This is a genomic window from Pseudomonas sp. PS02288, from assembly GCF_029959715.1.
Taxonomy (GTDB): domain Bacteria; phylum Pseudomonadota; class Gammaproteobacteria; order Pseudomonadales; family Pseudomonadaceae; genus Pseudomonas_O; species Pseudomonas_O kuykendallii.
Map to the genome: position 1 here is coordinate 17,143 of NZ_JASCPA010000008.1, position 15,898 is coordinate 33,040.

The following is a 15,898-nucleotide window of genomic DNA, read 5'->3' on the forward strand; positions in this document are numbered from 1 at the left end:
TATGCGGGCAGAACGATCAGACGTCGAGGTTCGAGACCGCCAGAGCGTTGGTTTCGATGAAGTCGCGACGCGGCTCCACGGCATCGCCCATCAGGGTGTTGAAGATCTGGTCGGCAGCGATGGCGTCTTCGATGGTGACCTGCAGCATGCGCCGCACGTTCGGATCCATCGTGGTTTCCCACAGCTGGTCCGGGTTCATTTCGCCTAGGCCTTTGTAGCGCTGGATGCTGTGACGCTTGGTGCTCTCTGTCATCAGCCAGCCAAGCGCTTCCTTGAAGGTCGACACCGGCTTCTTGCGCTCGCCGCGCTGCACGTAGGCATCTTCTTCGAGCAGGCTGTTCAACTGATCGCCGAGCTTGGTAACCGTGCGGTAGTCGTTGCTGGCGAAGAAGTCGCGGTTGAAGGTGATGTAGTTGCTCAGACCATGAGCGACCACTTCGACCTCAGGCAGCCAGAGTTGGCGTTCGCGGTCTTCGCGCAGGCTCAGCGTGTAGCTGAGGCCCGACTTCTCGATCAGCTTCAGGCGCGCCTGGAACAGTTCCAGCCAGGCCTGCATGGCTGCCTGGTCGCCGAGCTGTTCGGGCTCGACGCGCGGCAGATAGACGAAGTGCTCGGTCAACTCCTGCGGATACAGGCGCGACAGGCGACTCAGGGTCTTCATCACCGTGCGGTAATCGTTGACCAGCTTCTCCAGCGCGGAACCGGAAAGACCCGGCGCCTGTTCGTTGACATGCAGGCTGGCATCTTCGAGGGCGGACTGGGTCATGTATTCCTGCATGGCCTCGTCGTCCTTGATGTACTGCTCCTGCTTGCCGCGCTTGACTTTGTACAGCGGCGGCTGGGCGATATAGACGTAGCCCCGCTCGATCAACTCGGGCAACTGACGGAAGAAGAATGTCAGCAGCAACGTGCGGATGTGCGAACCGTCAACGTCGGCATCGGTCATGATGATGATGTTGTGGTAACGCAGCTTCTCGATGTTGTATTCCTCGCGGCCGATGCCACAGCCCAGCGCGGTGATAAGCGTGCCGACCTCCTGCGAGGAAAGCATCTTGTCGAAACGCGCTTTCTCGACGTTGAGGATCTTGCCCTTGAGCGGCAGGATCGCCTGGGTTTTGCGGTTACGCCCCTGCTTCGCAGAGCCGCCCGCGGAGTCCCCTTCCACGATGTACAGTTCGGACAGTGCCGGGTCTTTTTCCTGGCAGTCGGCCAGTTTGCCCGGCAGCCCGGCGATATCCAGAGCGCCCTTGCGACGCGTCATTTCACGTGCCTTGCGGGCAGCCTCGCGAGCCCGTGCGGCGTCGATCATCTTGCCGACGACTGCCTTGGCTTCATTCGGGTTCTCGATGAGGAAGTCGGCGAAGTACTTGCCCATTTCCTGTTCGACGGCCGTTTTCACCTCGGACGAAACCAGCTTGTCCTTGGTTTGGGAGCTGAACTTCGGATCAGGAACCTTCACCGAGATGATGGCCGTAAGGCCTTCGCGCGCATCGTCGCCGGTGGTGGCGATCTTGTGCTTCTTGGCCAGGCCTTCCTGCTCGATATAACTGTTCAGGTTTCGCGTCAGCGCCGAACGGAAACCGGCCAGGTGAGTGCCGCCGTCACGTTGCGGAATGTTGTTGGTGAAGCAGAGCAGGTTCTCGTTGAAGCTGTCGTTCCATTGCAAGGCCACTTCGACGCCAACACCATCGTCGCGCTGTACGTTGAAATGGAAGACCTGATTGACCGCAGTCTTGTTGGTGTTCAGGTATTCGACGAAGGCACGCAGCCCTCCTTCGTACTTGAACAGCTCTTCCTTTCCGCTGCGCTCGTCCCGCAGAACGATCGCTACGCCCGAGTTGAGGAACGAAAGCTCGCGCAGGCGCTTGGCGAGGATTTCCCAGACGAAATGGATATTGTTGAAGGTCTCGGCGGATGCCTTGAAATGCACCTCGGTGCCTGTGCCTTCGGTGGTGCCGACAGGCGCGAGTGGCGCTTGAGGCACGCCATGGCGGTAGAGCTGCTCCCACACCTGACCTGCACGGCGAATGGTCAAACGCAGCTCCTCGGACAGCGCGTTTACCACCGAGACACCCACCCCATGAAGACCGCCGGAAACCTTGTAAGAGTTGTCATCGAACTTACCGCCGGCGTGCAGCACGGTCATGATGACCTCCGCAGCGGACACACCTTCTTCCTTGTGCATGTCGACCGGAATGCCGCGACCGTTGTCCCGAACCGTGATCGACTCATCCAGATGGATGGTGATGGAAATCTCGGAGCAATGACCGGCCAGTGCTTCGTCGATGGAGTTGTCGACGACTTCGAACACCATGTGGTGCAGACCCGTGCCGTCATCGGTATCGCCGATGTACATGCCCGGGCGCTTGCGTACGGCGTCCAGTCCTTTTAGGACCTTGATGCTGGAGGAGTCGTACGTGTTGTTCTCGCTCATGCTTCACTCCGAAGGTGTGATTCGGCCATGTTCCACGTGGAACATGGCGACCGGCGTATCCGCGTGCCAGCCATCTTTCAATAATTCGTGATCCACGCAGGTGATGAACACCTGACAATGCAAATCTTCCAACAGCCGACACAATGCGCGTCGGTGGTGCTCATCCAGCTCGGACGGCAAATCGTCCACCAGATAGATACATTGGCCGCGCTTGGTTTGGTTAACGAGATGCCCTTGGGCAATCCGCAGTGCGCAGACGACCAATTTCTGCTGGCCTCGGGACAGGATATCGGCCGCGCTATGAGCGCCCAACCTAAGCCTCAAATCAGCACGTTGAGGTCCCGACTGCGTATGGCCGATCTGCTGGTCACGGGATAACGAGGTGGAAAGCACTTCCTCAAGAGAACGCTCTTTATCCCATCCCCGAAAATAACTGAGGGTCAATCCCTGGAGATCCACCAGCTCGCACAGCGTCGCCTCGAACTCGGGTTTCAACGCCTGAATATAGGCGCGCCGATAGCCATCAATTTCGTCGCTGGCCAGATACAGCTCACGGTCCCACGAGGCCTGTAAAGCACCGTCAAGTGTACCATGGCGCAACCAGGAGTTCCGTTGCCGCAATGCCTTCTGAAGCCGCTGCCAAGCTCCCAGAAAGCGAGGTTCCACGTGGAACACTCCCCAATCCAGAAACTGTCGACGGATCTTTGGAGCGCCTTCCAGCAAACGAAAGCTATCGGGATTGATTAGCTGAAGCGGCAAGGTCTCGGCAAGTTGGGACGCACTTCGGACATTCTGACCATCAATACGAATCTGCAATTCGCCCTGGCGATCACGACTGATGCCCAGATTGCTGGTTCCATCAGGCAGCAGCACTTGCCCGAACACCGTGCAGGCGGAATGTTCATACTGAATAACCGGCTGCAGTCGACTGCTGCGAAATGAGCGGGCCAGGCCCAGTAAATGGATGGCCTCTAGCAGGCTGGTCTTGCCGCTGCCGTTCGCGCCATGGAGGATGTTGATGCGGGGGGAGGGGGAGAGCGTCACCGGGTGCAAATTGCGCACCGCGGTGACAGTGACGCGGCTTAAGGACATTGAGCGTTACAGGCGCATCGGCATGACGACATAGGCAGACTCGTCGTTTTCAGCTTCCTGCACCAGCGCACTGCTATTGGAATCGGAAAGAATCAAACGCACCTGATCGGTAGTCATCACGCCCAGCACGTCCAGCAGATAGCTGACGTTGAAGCCAATCTCGAGGCCGGCACCCGTGTAGTCGACGGCTACTTCTTCTTCCGCTTCTTCCTGCTCGGGATTGTTGGCCTGAATCTTCAGCGTGCCACTCGCCAGCAGGAGTCGGATGCCCCGGTATTTTTCGTTGGAGAGAATCGCGGTGCGGCTGAAAGCCTCGCGCAGGACCTGCCGGTCGCCCACTACCAGTTTGTCGCCGCCTTTGGGCAGCACGCGCTCGTAGTCGGGAAATTTGCCGTCGACGAGTTTCGAGGTGAAGGTAAAATCACCCGTGGTAGCGCGAATATGGTGCTGGCCCAGCACGATCGCAACCTCGCCATCCTGCTCGGTCAACAGGCGGGCCAACTCCAGAATACCTTTGCGGGGAACGATCACCTGGTGACGGTCCGCCTGTTCGATGCCGGCCGTCATCGAACACATGGCCAGTCGGTGGCCGTCAGTGGCGACCGCACGAAGCACGTTGGCGCTGACTTCCAGCAGCATCCCGTTCAGGTAGTACCGCACATCCTGCTGCGCCATGGCGAAGCTGGTGCGCTCAATGAGCCGACGCAGCTTCGCCTGCGGCAACGTGAAGTTCAGCGAGCCCGGACCTTCCTCGACTGTCGGGAAGTCATTGGCCGGCAAGGTGGACAAGGTGAAGCGGCTGCGGCCCGCCTTGACGACCAATTTCTGTTCATCCAGCCGCACGTCGATCAGCGCGTCGCTGGGAAGGCTCTTACAGATATCCATCAGCTTGCGTGCGGGGACAGTGATTTCGCCGGCCTCGGCGATGTCTTCCAGGGCAACGCGACCGACCAGTTCGACTTCCAGGTCGGTGCCGGTAAGGGAAAGATTCTGTCCCTCCACGACCAGCAGGACGTTGGAAAGAACCGGCAGGGTCTGCCGACGTTCCACGACGCCGCCAACCAGTTGCAGGGGTTTCAACAGGGCTTCGCGCTGAATAGTGAAGTGCATGGTCCGTTCCCTTGCCTCGTAGGCTGCGTGTGGATCAGGTAGTCAATGTGCGCAGCAGATTCTTGTAGTCCTCGCGGATGTCCGCGTCGGATTCCCTCAGTTCAGCAATCTTACGACAGGCATGCAGCACTGTGGTGTGATCGCGACCGCCGAATGCATTGCCGATTTCAGGAAGGCTGTGGTTGGTCAGTTCCTTGGACAGTGCCATCGCCACCTGACGGGGCCTGGCGACCGATCGGGAACGCCGCTTCGACAGCATGTCGGCGATCTTGATCTGGTAGTAATCGGCCGCGGTGCGCTGGATGTTTTCGATGCTGACCAGCTTGTCCTGCAAGGCCAGCAGATCCTTCAGCGACTCGCGGATCAGCTCGATGGTGATATCACGCCCCATGAAGTGGGCGTGAGCGATGACACGCTTCAGCGCGCCTTCGAGTTCACGAACATTCGAGCGAATCCGTTGAGCGATGAAGAATGCTGCATCGTGCGGCAGCTCGACCTTCGCCTGGTCGGCCTTCTTCATCAGGATGGCCACGCGCGTTTCCAGCTCCGGTGGCTCGACGGCTACCGTCAGCCCCCAGCCGAAACGCGACTTCAGGCGCTCCTCAAGCCCGTCTATCTCCTTCGGATAGCGGTCACTGGTGAGGATAACCTGCTGGCCGCCTTCAAGTAAGGCATTGAAAGTATGGAAGAATTCCTCCTGGGAACGTTCTTTCTTGGCGAAGAACTGGATGTCGTCGATGAGCAGCGCGTCGACGGAGCGGTAGAAACGCTTGAACTCGTTGATCGCGTTCAGCTGCAGTGCCTTGACCATGTCCGCGACGAAACGCTCCGAATGCAGGTAGACCACCTTGGCGTTCGGGTTCTTCTTCAGCAAATGGTTGCCGACCGCATGCATCAGGTGAGTCTTGCCCAGACCGACGCCGCCATAAAGGAACAACGGGTTGTAGCCGTGCTTGGGGTTGTCGGCTACCTGCCACGCCGCTGCTCGTGCCAGCTGGTTGGACTTGCCTTCCACGAAATTCTCGAAGGTGAAGGTCCGGTTCAGGTAACTGGTGTGCTTGAGCGCGCCCTCTACCTGCACCGTCCGCTCGGTACGAACCGCAGGGGCCGAGTTGCTCGCCACAGGCTCAGGGGCGTAGATCGGCGCCGAAACGACATCCGCTAGCTGGCTGGCCTGCTGAACGGGCTCGGGCGGCGGCGCGACGGCCGCCGAAAGGGGCGCGTTAGGCGCCGGGCGCGAAGCCGCGCTGCGCTTGCTGCCGATAAGAAGGGACAGTGCCGGTGCGACTCCCGCGCCGCGCTCCCCGAGGAGTTCGAGCAGCCGTCCGAGGTACTTCTCGTTGACCCAGTCCAGAACGAACCGGTTCGGCGCATAGACGCGTAACTCCTCGCCTTCTGCCTCGACCTGCAGTGGCCGTATCCAGGTGTTGAATTGCTGGGCCGGCAGCTCGTCGCGAAGTATTTCCACGCATTGCTGCCAAAGTTCAACGGACACAGACGACCCCACAGAGTGAAAAAGCGACGAAAAAACAGCAGGCATTGTACGGGGCTGGCGGGCGGTTATCCACATTGCCCGACGTGGGGAAATGGTTAGAGACGTCGTACACGTAAATCATGAACAGGCAGAAATCCACGCGTTTCATTGTGGGTAAAGTGCCAATAACATATGTAAGAACCCGTGGGAAAACCTGTCGTTAACCTTACCTGTGGAAAACTCGCCCAGTTGTCCAGAGCCTCTGCACAGGTCGGGCACATCCGCAGCACGTTTTCATCACAGTGTTGTAATCCGCTGCAGGCAGCAGCCGGTCCGGCCTTCACTGCTTTTTCCACAGAAAACAGGCTCACCATTAGTAGTCATATTCACCAAAGAGCTTATCTATTCTTTTCTCTATATTTCTCTGGAACGAAAAGCGCTGGTTGGAAATTGACCTGTCCGTTCGGTTTCACTAGAATTGCCGGTCTCTTAAACGGGGGCCACTCCCGGCCCGTAGTGAGCACCAGGTAGAAGCATCATGAAACGCACCTTCCAGCCCAGCACCATCAAGCGCGCTCGTGTCCACGGTTTCCGTGCCCGCATGGCCACCAAGAACGGTCGTCAAGTCCTGTCGCGTCGCCGCGCCAAGGGCCGCAAGCGTCTGACCGTCTAATAATCCGGCACGGGTGGTGAGTCGAGACTTCAGTCGGGAAAAGCGCCTGCTTACACCCCGACAATTCAAGAGCGTATTCGACTCCCCCACCGGCAAGGTCCCCGGCAGGAATGTCCTGCTACTCGCGCGCGACAACGATCTTGATCATCCCCGCTTGGGTTTGGTGATCGGCAAGAAGAGCGTCAAGCTCTCCGTTGAACGCAATCGCCTGAAACGTCAGATCCGCGAATCGTTCCGCCTGAATCAGGACAGCCTGGTCGGCTGGGACATCGTGATCGTCGCGCGCAAGGGCCTTGGCGACCTGGACAACAGCGAACTGGTTCTGCAGTTCGGCAAGCTCTGGAAACGCCTCGCGCGCAATCGACCTCGCCTGCACACCCAAGCCGAACCTGAGGTCAACGACAGTCGTCATGCGTAAACTGGCCCTCGCATCGATCCAGTTCTACCGCTACGCCATCAGCCCGATGATGGCCAGCCACTGTCGCTTCTACCCCAGCTGTTCCTGCTACGCCCATGACGCCATCGAGCAGCACGGCGTGATGCGCGGCGGCTGGCTGGCCATGCGCCGGCTTGGCCGTTGTCATCCCTGGAATCCCGGCGGTTACGATCCGGTTCCCGCAGCGAAACCCTCCCGATCCCCTTCGATGGCCGAGTAATCATGGATATCAAACGCTCGATCCTGATCGTCGCCCTTGCGATCGTGTCCTACCTGATGGTCCTGCAATGGAACCAGGATTATGGGCAGGCCGCATTACCGCCGACACAGAACCCTGTTGCGCAGAGCTCCAACCAGGCGCTGCCCGACGCTCCCAGTGCCACTGCCACCAGTGATGACGTGCCCAGCGCGACGGTCGAAGGCGAAGCGCAAATCGCGCCGAGCGCAGTCAGCAACGCGCTCATCCGGGTGAAGACCGACGTTCTCGACCTGGCGATCGATCCGCGTGGGGGGGATATCGTCCAGCTCAGCCTGCCGCAGTATCCGCGTCGTCAGGACCGCCCCGATGTGCCGTTCCAGTTGTTCGACAACGGCGGCGAACTGACCTACCTGGCGCAGAGCGGCCTGACCGGCGCCAACGGCCCGGATGCCCGCAGCTCCGGACGCCCGCTGTTCAACAGCGCGCAGCGCAGCTACGAATTGGTCGAAGGTCAGAATCAACTGGTGGTCGACCTGACCTACAGCGATGCCGGGGTCAACTACATCAAGCGCTTCACCTTCAAGCGCGGGCTCGATGCCTCTTGCTCGCCCAAGGAGCAGCAGCTGAAGAAGCCGGGCTGCGTGGACCCGTCCGCCTATCAGGTCGAAGTGCGCTACCTAATCGACAACCAGAGCGGCGCTACCTGGAACGGTAACTTGTTCGCCCAGCTCAAGCGTGACGCCAGCGGCGACCCGTCCTCGACCACGGCCACCGGCACGGCCACCTACCTCGGCGCGGCAATGTGGAAACCTGATTCGCCTTACACCAAGGTGAAAATGAAGGACATCGACAAGGCCCCGCTGAAGGAAACCGTGCAGGGCGGCTGGGTTGCCTGGCTGCAGCATTACTTCGTCACCGCCTGGGTGCCGGCGAAAGACACCACCAACGTGGTGCAGACCCGCAAGGACGCCCAGGGCAACTACATCATCGGCTTCACCGGTCCAACCGTAACCGTCGCCCCCGGCGCCAAGGCAGAGACTAGTGCGATCCTCTATGCCGGTCCGAAGATCCAGAAGTACCTCGGCGAGTTGTCCCACGGTCTCGAGCTGACGGTCGACTACGGCGTACTGTGGTTCCTCGCACAACCGATCTTCTGGTTGCTGCAACATATCCACAGCCTCCTCGGAAACTGGGGTTGGTCGATCATCGTCCTGACCATCATCATCAAGATGGCGTTCTTCCCGCTGTCTGCCGCCAGCTACCGTTCGATGGCGCGCATGCGTGCCGTCTCGCCGAAGATGGCCGCACTGAAAGAACAGTTCGGTGACGATCGCCAGAAGATGTCCCAGGCGATGATGGAGCTGTACAAGAAGGAGAAGATCAACCCGCTCGGCGGCTGCCTGCCGATCGTGGTGCAGATGCCGGTGTTCCTCGCGCTCTACTGGACGCTGCTGGAAAGCGTAGAGATGCGCCAGGCGCCGTGGATGTTCTGGATCACCGACCTGTCGATCAAGGATCCGTTCTTCATTCTGCCGATCATCATGGGCGCGACCATGTTCATTCAGCAGCAGCTGAACCCGACGCCGCCGGACCCGATGCAGGCCAAGGTGATGAAGCTGATGCCGATCATCTTCACCTTCTTCTTCCTCTGGTTCCCGGCCGGTCTGGTGCTGTACTGGGTGGTCAACAACTGCCTGTCCATCGCACAGCAGTGGTACATTACCCGCCAGATCGAAGCACGCACGAAGAAGGCAGAAGTCTGATTCACGCCGCGCGCACCTGTTGAACGAGACGCCCCATTTATGGGGCGTCTTGCTATCTGGAGAGCCCCGATGTCCACACCCCGCGAAACCATCGCCGCCGTCGCCACCGCACCCGGACGCGGCGGCGTGGGTATCGTGCGGGTGTCGGGTACGCAGGCGCGGCTAATGGCGGTCGCGCTGTCCGGCCGTGAACCGCGGCCACGGCATGCGCATTACGGTCCGTTCCTCGCCGAAGCGGGCCAGGTCATCGACGAAGGCCTGCTGCTGTTTTTTCCGGGGCCGAATTCGTTTACCGGCGAAGACGTACTCGAACTCCAGGGCCACGGCGGCCCGGTGATCCTCGACCTGCTGCTCAGGCGCTGCCTCGAACTGGGCGCCCGCCAGGCACGCCCGGGCGAGTTCAGCGAGCGCGCCTTCCTCAATGACAAACTCGATCTGGCGCAGGCCGAGGCGATTGCCGACCTGATCGAGGCAAGCTCCGAACAGGCGGCACGTAACGCGTTGCGTTCGCTGCAGGGCGAGTTCTCGAAACGTGTGCACGGCCTGACCGAGAGCCTGATCCAGCTGCGCATCTACGTCGAAGCGGCAATCGACTTCCCGGAGGAAGAAATCGACTTCCTCGCCGATGGCCACGTACTGCGGCGACTCGATGCCGTGCGCGAACACCTGCAGCAGGTCGTCCGGGAAGCCAGCCAGGGCGCGTTGCTGCGCGACGGCATGAACGTGGTCATCGCCGGCCGACCCAACGCCGGAAAGTCGAGCCTGCTCAACGCCCTCGCAGGCCGCGAGACGGCGATCGTCAGCGACATCGCCGGCACCACGCGCGACGTGCTGCGCGAACATATCCACATCGATGGCATGCCGCTGCACGTGATCGACACCGCCGGCCTGCGCGCTACGGACGACCAGGTCGAGAAGATCGGCGTCGAACGCGCGGTGAAGGCGATCAGCGAGGCCGATCGTGTGCTGCTGGTGGTGGATGCGAGCACGCCGGAAGCGCGCGATCCGTTCGCACTCTGGCCGGAGTTCTTCGACGTGCGCCCGGCGGCGGACAAGGTCACATTGATCCGCAACAAGGCCGATCTTTCCGGCGAGCCCACCGAACTGTCGGTCGCCGAGGATGGCCACGTCAGCATCGTCTTGTCCGCGCGCTCCAGCGACGGCCTCGAACTGCTGCGCGAACACCTGAAGGCCTGCATGGGCTACCAGCAGCTGTCCGAGGGCAGCTTCAGCGCCCGCCGGCGTCACCTCGAGGCACTGCGCCAGGCGTCCAGCCATCTCGAACATGGACGCGCCCAGTTGACCCTGGCAGGCGCCGGCGAGCTCCTGGCGGAAGACCTGCGCCTGGCGCAGCAGGCACTCGGCGAAATCACCGGCGCGTTCAGCTCCGACGACCTCCTCGGTCGGATCTTCTCCAGCTTCTGCATCGGCAAGTAGCCCCCGGAAGGGTTGCGGTCTCGCGGGTCGGGACGGCATTCGGGCATCCATTTTTCGGTCATTGAGCTTTGTGGATAACCCTGACTGTGCCCTGTAGGTAACGCGTCTCCAACGCGGAGGATAAACTCACCTGTGCATAACTGATGACTTAATACACAGGTTACGATCAGCCTAACCCCTGCTTTCACGCAGCTAGGGCACAAGTCTCACGAACGCTGTACATCAGGATTGGCGTGGCTTGTATCACGTTATCCACAGAAAATGGTTGCAGTAAGAATAAACATAGAAAACAAGCTTTATAAATTCATCTCTATTTATTCTTGTTAGCCGGACTCAGGAGCCACTCCCTTCTCAGGGTGAACCGATTGGCTAAATTTTGTGCAAAAGGCTTCATTCAGCCGACCTAACTCCCTATACTTGCCGGCTCCCTGATTTCCCAATCTCAACAGGCACGAGGTGCGTGGTGGATTACCCTTCCCGTTTCGACGTGATCGTCATCGGTGGCGGCCATGCCGGTACCGAAGCAGCGCTGGCTGCTGCCCGCATGGGGGTGAAAACCCTGCTGCTGACCCATAACGTCGAAACCCTCGGCCAGATGAGCTGCAACCCGGCCATCGGCGGGATCGGCAAGAGCCATCTGGTGAAGGAAATCGACGCCCTCGGCGGCGTGATGGCCCAGGCAACGGACAAGGGTGGAATCCAGTTCCGTGTGCTCAATAGCCGTAAGGGCCCTGCGGTGCGCGCCACGCGCGCCCAGGCCGACCGAATCCTGTACAAGGCCGCGGTGCGTGAGGTGCTGGAAAACCAGCCCAACCTGTGGATATTCCAGCAGGCCTGCGACGACCTGATCGTCGAGAACGAGCAGGTCAGGGGCGTGGTCACCCAGATGGGCTTGCGTTTCTTCGCCGAGTCCGTGGTGCTGACCACCGGCACATTCCTGGGCGGACTTATCCACATTGGCCTACAGAACTATTCCGGCGGCCGCGCCGGCGACCCGCCGTCGATCGCCCTGGCCAAGCGCCTGCGTGAATTGCCATTGCGCGTCGGTCGGCTGAAGACCGGCACGCCACCACGCATCGACGGTCGCTCGGTGGATTTCTCGGTGATGACCGAGCAGCCTGGCGATACACCGGTTCCGGTGATGTCGTTCCTCGGTTCGAAGGAACAGCACCCGACGCAGGTCAGCTGCTGGATCACCCATACCAATGCGCGCACCCACGAGATCATCGCCGCCAACCTGGATCGTTCGCCGATGTATTCGGGCGTCATCGAAGGGATCGGCCCGCGCTACTGCCCGTCGATCGAGGACAAGATCCATCGCTTCGCCGACAAGGACAGCCACCAGGTGTTCCTCGAGCCCGAAGGCCTGACCACCCACGAGCTGTATCCGAACGGCATCTCCACCTCGCTGCCCTTCGACGTGCAGTTGCAGATCGTGCAGAGCATCCGCGGGATGGAAAACGCGCACATCGTGCGTCCCGGCTACGCCATCGAGTACGACTATTTCGATCCGCGCGATCTCAAGTACAGCCTGGAGACAAAGGTCATTGGCGGGCTGTTCTTCGCCGGCCAGATCAATGGCACCACGGGCTACGAAGAAGCCGGTGCCCAGGGCCTGCTCGCCGGTGCCAACGCCGCGCTGCGTGCGCAGGGCAAGGACGCCTGGTGCCCGCGACGCGACGAGGCCTACATCGGCGTGCTGGTCGACGACCTGATCACCCTTGGCACCCAGGAGCCGTACCGCATGTTCACGTCGCGCGCCGAGTACCGGCTGATCCTGCGCGAGGACAATGCCGATCTGCGCCTCACCGAGAAGGGCCGCGAACTGGGATTGATCGACGACGCGCGCTGGGCCGCGTTCTGCACCAAGCGCGAGGCGATCGAGCAGGAAGAACAGCGCCTGAAAAGCGCCTGGGTCCGGCCGAAGACCCCGCAGGGTGACGCCGTCGCCGCGCGCTTCGGGACACCGCTCGCCCACGAATACAACCTGCTCAACCTGCTCAGCCGCCCGGAAATCGACTATGCCGGGCTGATCGAGATCACCGGCGAAGGCGTGGGCGATCCGCAGGTCGCCGAGCAGATCGAGATCCGTACCAAGTACGCTGGCTACATTGATCGCCAGCAGGAAGAAATTGCCCGCCTGCGCGCCAGCGAGAACATCCGCCTGCCCGACGACCTCGACTACGCCGGGATTTCCGGGCTGTCCAAGGAAATCCAGCACAAGCTCGGCCAGGCCCGCCCGGAAACCCTCGGCCAGGCCTCGCGTATTCCCGGCGTCACGCCGGCGGCCGTGTCGCTGCTGATGATCCATCTGAAGAAGCGCGGCGCTGGCCGCCAACTGGAACAGAGCGCCTGATGGCGGTCACCGATCATCAGGCGCTGGAGCTTTCCCGGGGCGCCGAGCAACTCGGTCTGGCGCTCGACGCGTCGCAGCAACGCCGGCTGCTCGGTTACCTCGCGCTGCTCATCAAGTGGAACAAGGCCTACAACCTGACGGCGGTGCGCAACCCTGACGAGATGGTCTCGCGCCATCTGCTCGACAGCCTCAGCGTAGTGCCCTTCGTGGCCGACACTGGAGAGCGCTGGCTGGACGTCGGCAGCGGCGGCGGCATGCCCGGCATTCCCCTGGCGATCCTGTTTCCCGAACGCCATTTCACCCTGCTCGACTCCAACGGCAAGAAGACCCGCTTCCTCACCCAGGTGAAACTCGAGCTCGGCCTGAGCAACCTGGATGTGGTGCATGGTCGCGTCGAGGCGTTCACGCCCGAGCGGCCGTTCGACGGCATCTGCTCGCGCGCCTTCAGCGCCCTGGACGATTTCGCCAACTGGACGCGCCATCTGGGCGATGCATCGACCTGCTGGCTGGCGATGAAAGGCGTGCATCCCGATGACGAGCTGCAGGCGCTGCCGGACGACTTCCGCCTCGCCGCGACCCACGTGCTCAAGGTTCCCGGTTGCCAAGGCCAGCGCCATCTGCTGATACTGCGCCGCTCCTCATGACCCGGACCGACACCGACAATGGCTAAAGTTCTCGCCATCGCCAACCAGAAAGGCGGTGTCGCCAAGACCACGACCTGCATCAACCTGGCGGCCTCACTGGTGGCCACCAAGCGCCGGGTGCTGCTCATCGACCTCGATCCGCAGGGCAATGCCACCACCGGCAGCGGCGTGGACAAGCTCGGTCTCGAACATTCGATCTACGACGTGCTGATCGGCGAATGCAGCCTGGTCGAAGCCATGCAGTTCTCCGAGCACGGCGGTTACCAGCTGCTGCCGGCCAACCGCGACCTGACGGCCGCCGAAGTGGCTCTGCTGGACATGCCGGCCAAGGAGAATCGCCTGCGCGAGGCGTTGGCCCCGGTCCGCGAGAACTACGACTACATCCTCATCGACTGCCCCCCGTCGCTGTCGATGCTCACCGTCAACGCCCTGGTCGCCGCCGATGGCGTGATCATCCCCATGCAGTGCGAGTACTACGCGCTGGAAGGGCTGACCGACCTGATCAACTCGATCCAGCGCATCGGCAAGATGCTCAACCCGTCACTGAAGATCGAAGGCTTGCTGCGCACCATGTACGACCCGCGCATCAGTCTGACCAACGACGTGTCCGCCCAGCTCAAGGAGCATTTCGGCGACACGCTTTACGACACTGTGATCCCGCGCAACGTCCGTCTCGCCGAGGCGCCCAGCTTCGGGATGCCGGCGCTGGTCTACGACAAGCAATCGCGTGGCGCCCTGGCCTACCTGGCGCTGGCCGGCGAGCTGGCACGCCGTCAGCGGAGCGCCGGACGCACCGCAGTGGCGCCCGCCACACAAGCATAAGGAACTGGCATGGCCATCAAGAAACGAGGTCTCGGACGTGGACTGGACGCCCTGCTGGGCGGAACCAGCATCGCCGCCATGCAGGAAGAAGCCGCCCAGGTGGAAAACCGCGAGCTGCATTACCTCCCGCTCGACCTGATTCAGCGCGGCAAGTATCAGCCGCGCCGCGACATGGACCCCGCCGCACTGGAAGAACTGGCGCAATCGATCAAGGCCCAGGGCGTGATGCAGCCGATCGTGGTGCGTGCCATCGACGGTGGTCATTACGAAATCATTGCCGGCGAGCGTCGCTGGCGTGCCAGCCAGCAGGCCAATCTGGAAAAGATCCCGGCGATGGTGCGCGACGTCAGCGACGAGGCCGCGGTGGCGATGGCGCTGATCGAGAACATCCAGCGCGAGGACCTCAATCCGATCGAGGAAGCCTTCGCGCTGCAGCGCCTGCAGCAGGAATTCCAGCTGACCCAGCAGCAGGTCGCCGAGGCCGTGGGCAAATCGCGGGTCACCGTGACCAACCTGTTGCGCCTGATCGCCCTGCCGGAAGAGATCAAGACCCTGCTCGCCCATGGCGATCTGGAAATGGGTCACGCCCGGGCATTGCTCGGATTGCCGGCCGACCGCCAGCTGGAAGCTGCGCGACATGTTGTCGCACGAGGTCTGACCGTCCGTCAGACCGAGGCTCTGGTGAGGCAGTGGCTGAGCGACAAACCAAAGGCCACCGAGAAGCCCAAAGCCGATCCGGACATCAGCCGTCTGGAACAGCGCCTCGCAGAGCGGCTGGGCTCTCCCGTGCAGATCAAGCACGGACAGAAGGGCAAAGGTCAGTTGGTAATCCGCTACAACTCGCTGGATGAATTGCAGGGCGTACTGGCGCATATCCGCTGAAACAAATGCTTATGCATGACGTGTAGCGGGTAGTCGGAAATCACTACCCGGCAGTTGAACGGGTAGGGAAGCGCCCCTATACTCTGCGCGCATTTTGGTCGGCATGAAATATGCCAAGTCGTTGATTTAACGGACGCCGACCTTCCAGAGGACGTTTGCGATGGATGCCCGCACGCCACAACGCCTGCCCCTCCATCGCCTGCCGGTTTTTCCGGTGTTGATCGCCCAACTGGTCCTGCTGCTGATCGCCGCTTCGTTACTGTGGCTTTCGCGAGGATCGGTAGCCGGTTACTCGGGACTCTGCGGTGGTCTGATCGTATGGCTACCCAATCTGTATTTCGCTCACAAGGCGTTCCGCTTCAGCGGGGCGCGGGCCGCACAAGCCATCGTCCGGTCGTTCTACGCCGGCGAGGCCGGAAAACTGATTCTGACGGCGGTGCTCTTTGCGCTGACGTTCGCAGGTGTGAAACCGCTGGAACCGCTGGCCGTATTCGGTGTGTTCCTGCTGACCCAGACGGTCGGCTGGTTTTCTCCCCTGCTGATGAGAAAACGACTTACGAATTAACGCGTTGAGGC

At 61.2% G+C, this 15,898-nt stretch carries 14 protein-coding genes; 10 read left to right on the forward strand and 4 right to left on the reverse strand.

Translation table 11 applies throughout. From position 1 onward, the window contains the following. Positions 1 to 16 precede the first annotated feature (16 nt). From gyrB to dnaA, 4 genes are read right to left on the reverse strand one after another with little or no spacing between them, the layout of a single operon-like run. The gene (gene gyrB, locus QMX85_RS05410; protein WP_282339158.1) at positions 17 to 2,434 is read right to left on the reverse strand and encodes a DNA topoisomerase (ATP-hydrolyzing) subunit B; all 2,418 of its coding nucleotides are present in this window, start codon (positions 2,432 to 2,434) and stop codon (positions 17 to 19) included. Positions 2,435 to 2,437: 3 nt separating this feature from the next. Further along, positions 2,438 to 3,526 carry a DNA replication/repair protein RecF gene (gene recF, locus QMX85_RS05415; RefSeq protein WP_282339159.1) on the reverse strand — a complete coding sequence of 363 codons (1,089 nt, stop codon included), beginning with the start codon at positions 3,524 to 3,526 and terminating at the stop codon, positions 2,438 to 2,440. Positions 3,527 to 3,532: 6 nt separating this feature from the next. After that, positions 3,533 to 4,636: a DNA polymerase III subunit beta gene (gene dnaN / locus QMX85_RS05420; RefSeq protein ID WP_282339160.1), complete on the reverse strand. Its 1,104-nt coding sequence runs from the start codon at positions 4,634 to 4,636 to the stop codon at positions 3,533 to 3,535. A gap of 34 nt (positions 4,637 to 4,670) precedes the next feature. Then, the gene (dnaA, locus tag QMX85_RS05425; RefSeq protein WP_282339161.1) at positions 4,671 to 6,131 is read right to left on the reverse strand and encodes a chromosomal replication initiator protein DnaA; all 1,461 of its coding nucleotides are present in this window, start codon (positions 6,129 to 6,131) and stop codon (positions 4,671 to 4,673) included. 517 nt (positions 6,132 to 6,648) lie between these two features. Between dnaA and rpmH the strand changes: the two genes are divergently transcribed. From rpmH to QMX85_RS05475, 10 genes are all read left to right on the forward strand, one after another. Continuing rightward, a complete protein-coding gene (gene rpmH / locus QMX85_RS05430) occupies positions 6,649 to 6,783 on the forward strand; it encodes a 50S ribosomal protein L34 (protein WP_090231431.1) in 135 nt (44 codons plus the stop codon). 16 nt (positions 6,784 to 6,799) lie between these two features. Next, a complete protein-coding gene (rnpA, locus tag QMX85_RS05435) occupies positions 6,800 to 7,201 on the forward strand; it encodes a ribonuclease P protein component (RefSeq protein WP_282339162.1) in 402 nt (133 codons plus the stop codon). After that, complete coding sequence (gene yidD, locus QMX85_RS05440; protein WP_090231433.1) at positions 7,194 to 7,439, forward strand: membrane protein insertion efficiency factor YidD; 246 nt, start codon at positions 7,194 to 7,196, stop codon at positions 7,437 to 7,439. The genes rnpA and yidD overlap by 8 nt, the downstream gene beginning before the upstream one ends. 2 nt (positions 7,440 to 7,441) lie before the next feature. Next, positions 7,442 to 9,181 (forward strand): membrane protein insertase YidC, encoded by a 1,740-nt coding sequence (yidC, locus tag QMX85_RS05445; protein ID WP_282339163.1) that lies wholly within the window; start codon positions 7,442 to 7,444, stop codon positions 9,179 to 9,181. A gap of 69 nt (positions 9,182 to 9,250) precedes the next feature. Further along, a complete protein-coding gene (gene mnmE, locus QMX85_RS05450) occupies positions 9,251 to 10,618 on the forward strand; it encodes a tRNA uridine-5-carboxymethylaminomethyl(34) synthesis GTPase MnmE (protein WP_282339164.1) in 1,368 nt (455 codons plus the stop codon). Positions 10,619 to 11,081: 463 nt separating this feature from the next. Further along, positions 11,082 to 12,974 (forward strand): tRNA uridine-5-carboxymethylaminomethyl(34) synthesis enzyme MnmG, encoded by a 1,893-nt coding sequence (mnmG, locus tag QMX85_RS05455; RefSeq protein ID WP_282339165.1) that lies wholly within the window; start codon positions 11,082 to 11,084, stop codon positions 12,972 to 12,974. Next, the gene (gene rsmG / locus QMX85_RS05460) at positions 12,971 to 13,618 is read left to right on the forward strand and encodes a 16S rRNA (guanine(527)-N(7))-methyltransferase RsmG (protein ID WP_282339210.1); all 648 of its coding nucleotides are present in this window, start codon (positions 12,971 to 12,973) and stop codon (positions 13,616 to 13,618) included. The genes mnmG and rsmG overlap by 4 nt, the downstream gene beginning before the upstream one ends. 18 nt (positions 13,619 to 13,636) lie before the next feature. Beyond that, positions 13,637 to 14,440 carry a ParA family protein gene (locus QMX85_RS05465; protein WP_282339166.1) on the forward strand — a complete coding sequence of 268 codons (804 nt, stop codon included), beginning with the start codon at positions 13,637 to 13,639 and terminating at the stop codon, positions 14,438 to 14,440. A gap of 9 nt (positions 14,441 to 14,449) precedes the next feature. Continuing rightward, positions 14,450 to 15,322: a ParB/RepB/Spo0J family partition protein gene (locus QMX85_RS05470; RefSeq protein WP_282339167.1), complete on the forward strand. Its 873-nt coding sequence runs from the start codon at positions 14,450 to 14,452 to the stop codon at positions 15,320 to 15,322. A 160-nt stretch (positions 15,323 to 15,482) separates the two neighbouring features. Then, positions 15,483 to 15,887 carry a F0F1 ATP synthase subunit I gene (locus QMX85_RS05475; protein ID WP_090231440.1) on the forward strand — a complete coding sequence of 135 codons (405 nt, stop codon included), beginning with the start codon at positions 15,483 to 15,485 and terminating at the stop codon, positions 15,885 to 15,887. Positions 15,888 to 15,898: the final 11 nt, after the last annotated feature.

What these genes read in the sequence shown, in the direction of transcription:
- gyrB (WP_282339158.1), bottom strand. Translation starts at nt 2,434, where the DNA reads ATGAGCGAGAACAACACGTACGACTCCTCCAGCATCAAGGTCCTAAAA.
- recF (WP_282339159.1), bottom strand. Translation starts at nt 3,526, where the DNA reads ATGTCCTTAAGCCGCGTCACTGTCACCGCGGTGCGCAATTTGCACCCG.
- dnaN (WP_282339160.1), bottom strand. Translation starts at nt 4,636, where the DNA reads ATGCACTTCACTATTCAGCGCGAAGCCCTGTTGAAACCCCTGCAACTG.
- rpmH (WP_090231431.1), top strand. Translation starts at nt 6,649, where the DNA reads ATGAAACGCACCTTCCAGCCCAGCACCATCAAGCGCGCTCGTGTCCAC.
- yidD (WP_090231433.1), top strand. Translation starts at nt 7,194, where the DNA reads ATGCGTAAACTGGCCCTCGCATCGATCCAGTTCTACCGCTACGCCATC.
- yidC (WP_282339163.1), top strand. Translation starts at nt 7,442, where the DNA reads ATGGATATCAAACGCTCGATCCTGATCGTCGCCCTTGCGATCGTGTCC.
- mnmE (WP_282339164.1), top strand. Translation starts at nt 9,251, where the DNA reads ATGTCCACACCCCGCGAAACCATCGCCGCCGTCGCCACCGCACCCGGA.
- QMX85_RS05465 (WP_282339166.1), top strand. Translation starts at nt 13,637, where the DNA reads ATGGCTAAAGTTCTCGCCATCGCCAACCAGAAAGGCGGTGTCGCCAAG.
- QMX85_RS05470 (WP_282339167.1), top strand. Translation starts at nt 14,450, where the DNA reads ATGGCCATCAAGAAACGAGGTCTCGGACGTGGACTGGACGCCCTGCTG.
- QMX85_RS05475 (WP_090231440.1), top strand. Translation starts at nt 15,483, where the DNA reads ATGGATGCCCGCACGCCACAACGCCTGCCCCTCCATCGCCTGCCGGTT.